Genomic DNA, 4,816 nt, shown 5'->3' on the forward strand with positions numbered 1-4,816 from the left:
TGTTTAAGGCAGTGAACACCCACTGCGGGGAGCCCGTTTACCCGGGTAAACTGGGATGAGTCCTGAATAGTATCACTGATCGCGGCAATTTCGCCTAAGTGCACCGTACGCCCGTCAGCAGTATTGATGGCCACCTGCCTGATATCATCCAGGGATTCAAATTGCTGCAGGTTGCGCACGTACATTTCCCGGCCGCCGCGCACCACTTTGCCCCCGGAAACATTGAAATTCTCCATCTGCAAAACCTGGCTCACCTGGGCCAGAGTCAGGCCATAATTCTCCAGCTTGACCGGATCTACATCAACATGCACTTCGCGGGGACTGCCCCCGGTAATGATTACGGAAGCCACCTCGGGAATCCTGGCCAGGCGGGGTTCTATCACATCCTCAGCTACCGCCTGCAGCTGGGTAAGGTCGGCGGCCCCGCTTATCCCTATCTGAATCACCGGCATCATGTTGGGGTCCATTTTAACCACCATTGGTTTGGTGGCAGTGTCGGGAAGGATCCCTTCTACAAACGTAATCTTCTCGCTGATTTCCTGGGCAGCGTTATCGACATTGATGCCCCAATCAAATTGCACGATGATGATCGCACTGCCTTCAGAGGATACTGAATCAACCTGTTTTATACTGCCTACATTGGCTATGGCGCTTTCCAGAGGCTTGGTTACCTGGTTTTCCACTTCTTGCGGGCCGGCTCCGCTATATGAGCTCATAACCGCAACCACCGGGATCTCCATATCAGGATAAAGGTCTACGGACAAACGTGAATAGGTAAAGAATCCCAGGATCGCGACTACTACAACCAGAATAGCCATGGTTACCGGGCGTCGGATCGAAAAGTCTACCAGTTTCATACCTTTTCCTCCCCGGCCACCACCCTTACCAGGGTCCCGTCTGACACCAGGGTATTACCTTGGACGATAACCGGCGTTCCCGCTTCCAGCCCCTCCGTAATCTGGATGAGCCGATCACTGGAGATGCCGGTTTTAACCTCCAGGGGATGGGCCCGGTTCTCCGCATCCACGGTATAGACCACACTCTTATCCCCACGGGCTATGACCGCTTCTATAGGCACACACAGGGTGTTTTCAGCCTGCTCGGTTGCCATTACCACCTCGGCGAACATGCCGGGGCGTATTTGCGGCTGAGCCTCATCCAGTGCCACTTGAACGGTGAAATTGCGTTTAACAACATCGGCCATCGGGTCCACGCTGACAACCGTGCCGGAAAATGGCTGGGAGCTTAAGGAAGATATGTATACATTGACTTTGCTTCCGGTCTGAATGAAGTTTATGTCTGCTTCACTGACCAGGACCTCTACCTGCAGCCGGGAAGTGTCGCTGACAACCGCAACCGGGCTTTGCGGGCTGGCGGTGTCACCCAGAGAAACCGCGATGCTTCCCACCATACCGCTGATGGGTGCGGTCAGATTGCAGTTGTTGAGTTGATCCTGAAGACTGAGCCGGGCGGCTTCAGCCGAGGCCACACTGGCCTCTACAGCCCCGGATTGCAGGGTTTCGTATTGCAGACGGGCCGCCTCCAGGGCGTTGTCCGCAATAGCGCCGGCTTGGTGAAGTTGTTGCATGCGTTCATAGTTAAGACGGGCGTTTTCCAGCTGCAACTGGTTGGAAGCCATTTGAGCCCGGGTAGATGCCACCATGGCTTCAGCCTGCTTAAGGGCTGCTTGTAAGCCAGTGCTGTCAAGTACCACCAGAGTTTGTCCCGCTGCTACCCGATCCCCCGGTTGAACCAGAATCTGAGTCACTCTGCCCGCCATCTTGGCTGTTACCGGGGCTTCGTTAGCTCCCCGGATTTTGCCGGCATAGCGTGCCGTCCTGGCAATATACTGATTTTGCGCAGCCGTTACCTCTACGGTTAATTCGATTTCTTTGGCCACCTCTTGGGAGGCCTGGCAGCCGTTAAGGAGCGAGACCATCAGAACCGCCAGGAAGAACCAAACCGTCCATTTCCACCTTTTATTCACAAAAAACCCTCCGCTTCTCTCCATTACCGACCGGCTGGTCGGTATATCAAAATTATACCTTTAAGCTGGCTTTAAATACAACTATTCCAGCTATGGAGAGAGCGGTTTTCTAATTGTCGTAGTGTAAAATGGCAATGGCAGGCCGGGCTGAGTCTGCAGCAGGGCCATGGGCAGAGGGACTGCCGTGCCACAACAGCCAGTATTCATGGCCGTTAACGCTTTCCAGGGGTTGCAGTGACAGCGCAGTTCCCGCGGGGGAGATGTCAAAGGATACGCGCTCCCCGCTTTGGCTGTCAATCAATTCAAAAGCGGACTTAAACTCAGGCCAGCTTGGATCCAGGCCCTGAATTTCAACGGAAACCGGTTGATTTTTGTCAAGGTTATAGTATTCTCCTGCCAGGCGGTAATCAGGATAATACACCGGCCAACGGCTGACTACGTCAGCCCGGGAAAGGTTGACAGTGTGCATTGCTGAGTTTATTCCGCACTCCACACTGAGTTTGTCGAGATTTTGGGTTACACTATCCCACGCTTCCCAGTACTGATCGCTACGGGCCATCTGCAAATCAATCAGGCACTTCTCTCCCCCGACTGTGATGTAGGCGTGACTGCTGCCTCCAACGGGCCGGGATAACAATAACCAGGCCGCATCCAAAGCCTGATCAGATTTTATTTCCAGATCAGGCTTCACTCCGGTCTGATGCACTTTATTGCCCAAAGGAGAATAGAACTCGGCAATGGTCAGGTGTAATATGTCTCCATTGGAGAGAGTAAAGCTCTGCTGCATAGTGCCTTTGCCATAAGTGTTCTCACCGATCAGCAGCGCCCGCCGGTAATCTTTTAAGGCAGCCGCCAATAATTCCGAGGCGCTGGCGCTGTAACCGTCTACCAGCAGGACAACAGGTTCATCGATAATGGTGGATTGAGCCACCACCGGGAGTTCAAGCCAATCATTCTTTTGCTTCAGAGCCACCATATTGTTGACACTCATCAGGTATCCGGCCACCTCGGCGGCGGTAAAAAGGTATCCGCCGCCATTGCCGCGTAAATCCAGTATCCATTGGTCGGTGTCCGGATCCATGGCTCTGATATACTGTTCAAGTTCGATGGCGGTATTGCTGCCAAAGCTATAAACCGCCACATAGCCTACCCGATGCTCCATCTGCAGCCCGCGCACTGACGGGAGAGCCAGAAAAGCCCTTTTCAAACGCATATCAAACTGCCGGGCTTCCCTCATAACGGTGAGCAGTACCTGGCTGCCTTCCTTGCCCTGCAGGCGATCCATAGCCTCCTGCATGGTAAGACCGGCCAATGATTGATTGTTTATGGATATAATCATATCGCCTCTCCGCAAACCGGCCAGTTGTGCCGGAGAATCCGGAAGGGTGTCGGTAATCAACACTCCCTGGGGCTGCATTTCCACAAATATGCCTATTCCCGCGAAAGAGCCGTCGAGACTCTGCATAAAACCATTGTACTGATCCATCGTCAGGTAGTCACTGAAAGGATCATTAAGCCCCTCGACCACCGCCTTGGCCGAGGTCCGCTGCAAAATCCCGGGCTCCACCGGGTAAGGGTAGTATTCCTGTATAATATCCACCACTTCCTGACGGACATCTTCGGCGGCCTGCAAAGGCAGGCCGTGACAGACAATGCCCAAGAGGAATACCAGGGTCAGCAGCATAGCTTTAAAGTATTTTTTCAATGGAGCCTCCTGTTTGCTTTCTATATTTGTGCAGTTGTCTCACTCTATTCACCACCGGGACATTCTATTCCTTTAATTCCCAAAAATATAACCGGCCAGAAGCCGGTTAATCTTTCGACTGATTTTAATAAATTTTCTCATTGAACCGTATCGCTGGCTGCGGAAGTCGAGGTTGATCCCATCATCACGCTGAAGGTCCAGGGCTTATCGAAGACCAGTTTCCAGGCTTCATGCTGGAAGGCCAGGGCATCCAACGATTTCTGCTGAGCCTGCAGAGCCAGTTCAGCCGCCTGCACCTCAGTCCTGGTCGCCAGCCCGATCTCATGTTTCAGTTTTTTGATGCGCAGGTCTTCCTGGGCCAGTCTCACTGCTTCCTGCAGCGAAGCATAGCCCTGTTCCATGGTCAAAAGGTTGTTATGCAGGGTGCGGATAAACTGGCTCATCTGTTCTTTGGCATCCTGGGCACTGAGTTTGGCCTTGCTGACATCGACTTCCTTGACTTCATAAGGATCCTGCCCCTGATAAGTGAAATCATATAAATCCAACTGGGTTTCGGCGATTTTGGCCGCCTGTTCGGCCAGCCAGACCGACGGGCTGGCATTAAGGGTTTTGGCGATCTTTTCATCCATATTTACCGGTTCCAGGGTTTCAAAAGCCGGTTTATCCAATAGTGTGGGACTCTCCCCAGGATCCAGGCCGATCAACTGGTTTAAGGTCAGGAAAGCGTTATCCAGCGATTGCCGGGCGGTGTTCAAGCTGTTTTGAGCGGCCTGATATTGCACTTCGGCAGCGGTTTTGTCGTATTGGCTGATCATACCCTGCTCATAGCTCAGGTAAGCCACGTTCTGCAGCCAGGCGGCCTGATTGAAGGATTTCTGAGCGTATTCCAGCTCCTGCCCGGCCTTGATGACATCGGTATAGGCTTTGTAGGCTGACAGCATGACCTTGTCTTCTTCCATGGTCAGGGTTTTTTGGGCCATGCGATAGTACATATCCGAGGTTACCAAACCGGTATACAATTGACCGGTGGCATAATCGGTCTGGCCGCGAGGCACATAATCCAACTGCTGAGCCAGATTATCGCGCACCTCTTCGCTGCGGTTCACATCATAAGAGGCTTGCCG

General features: G+C 52.9%; 4 protein-coding genes. All 4 read right to left on the reverse strand.

The genetic code is table 11. The features are described 5' to 3' along the window. A partial coding sequence (locus B2633_RS07185) for an efflux RND transporter permease subunit (protein WP_483169921.1) occupies positions 1 to 857 on the reverse strand: 857 nt, incomplete at its 3' end. After that, positions 854 to 1,987, reverse strand: coding sequence for an efflux RND transporter periplasmic adaptor subunit (locus B2633_RS07190; RefSeq protein WP_483169922.1), 1,134 nt, complete (start codon positions 1,985 to 1,987; stop codon positions 854 to 856). The genes B2633_RS07190 and B2633_RS07185, both read right to left, overlap by 4 nt. Positions 1,988 to 2,096: 109 nt before the next feature. Then, a complete protein-coding gene (locus B2633_RS07195) occupies positions 2,097 to 3,692 on the reverse strand; it encodes a S41 family peptidase (protein WP_483169923.1) in 1,596 nt (531 codons plus the stop codon). A 137-nt stretch (positions 3,693 to 3,829) separates the two neighbouring features. Beyond that, positions 3,830 to 4,816, reverse strand: a 987-nt coding sequence (locus B2633_RS07200) for a TolC family protein (RefSeq protein ID WP_483169924.1), incomplete at its 5' end; no start/stop codon positions are given.

It is taken from the genome of Syntrophomonas sp. UBA1041 (assembly GCF_002316705.1).
GTDB lineage: Bacteria > Bacillota > Syntrophomonadia > Syntrophomonadales > Syntrophomonadaceae > DTU019.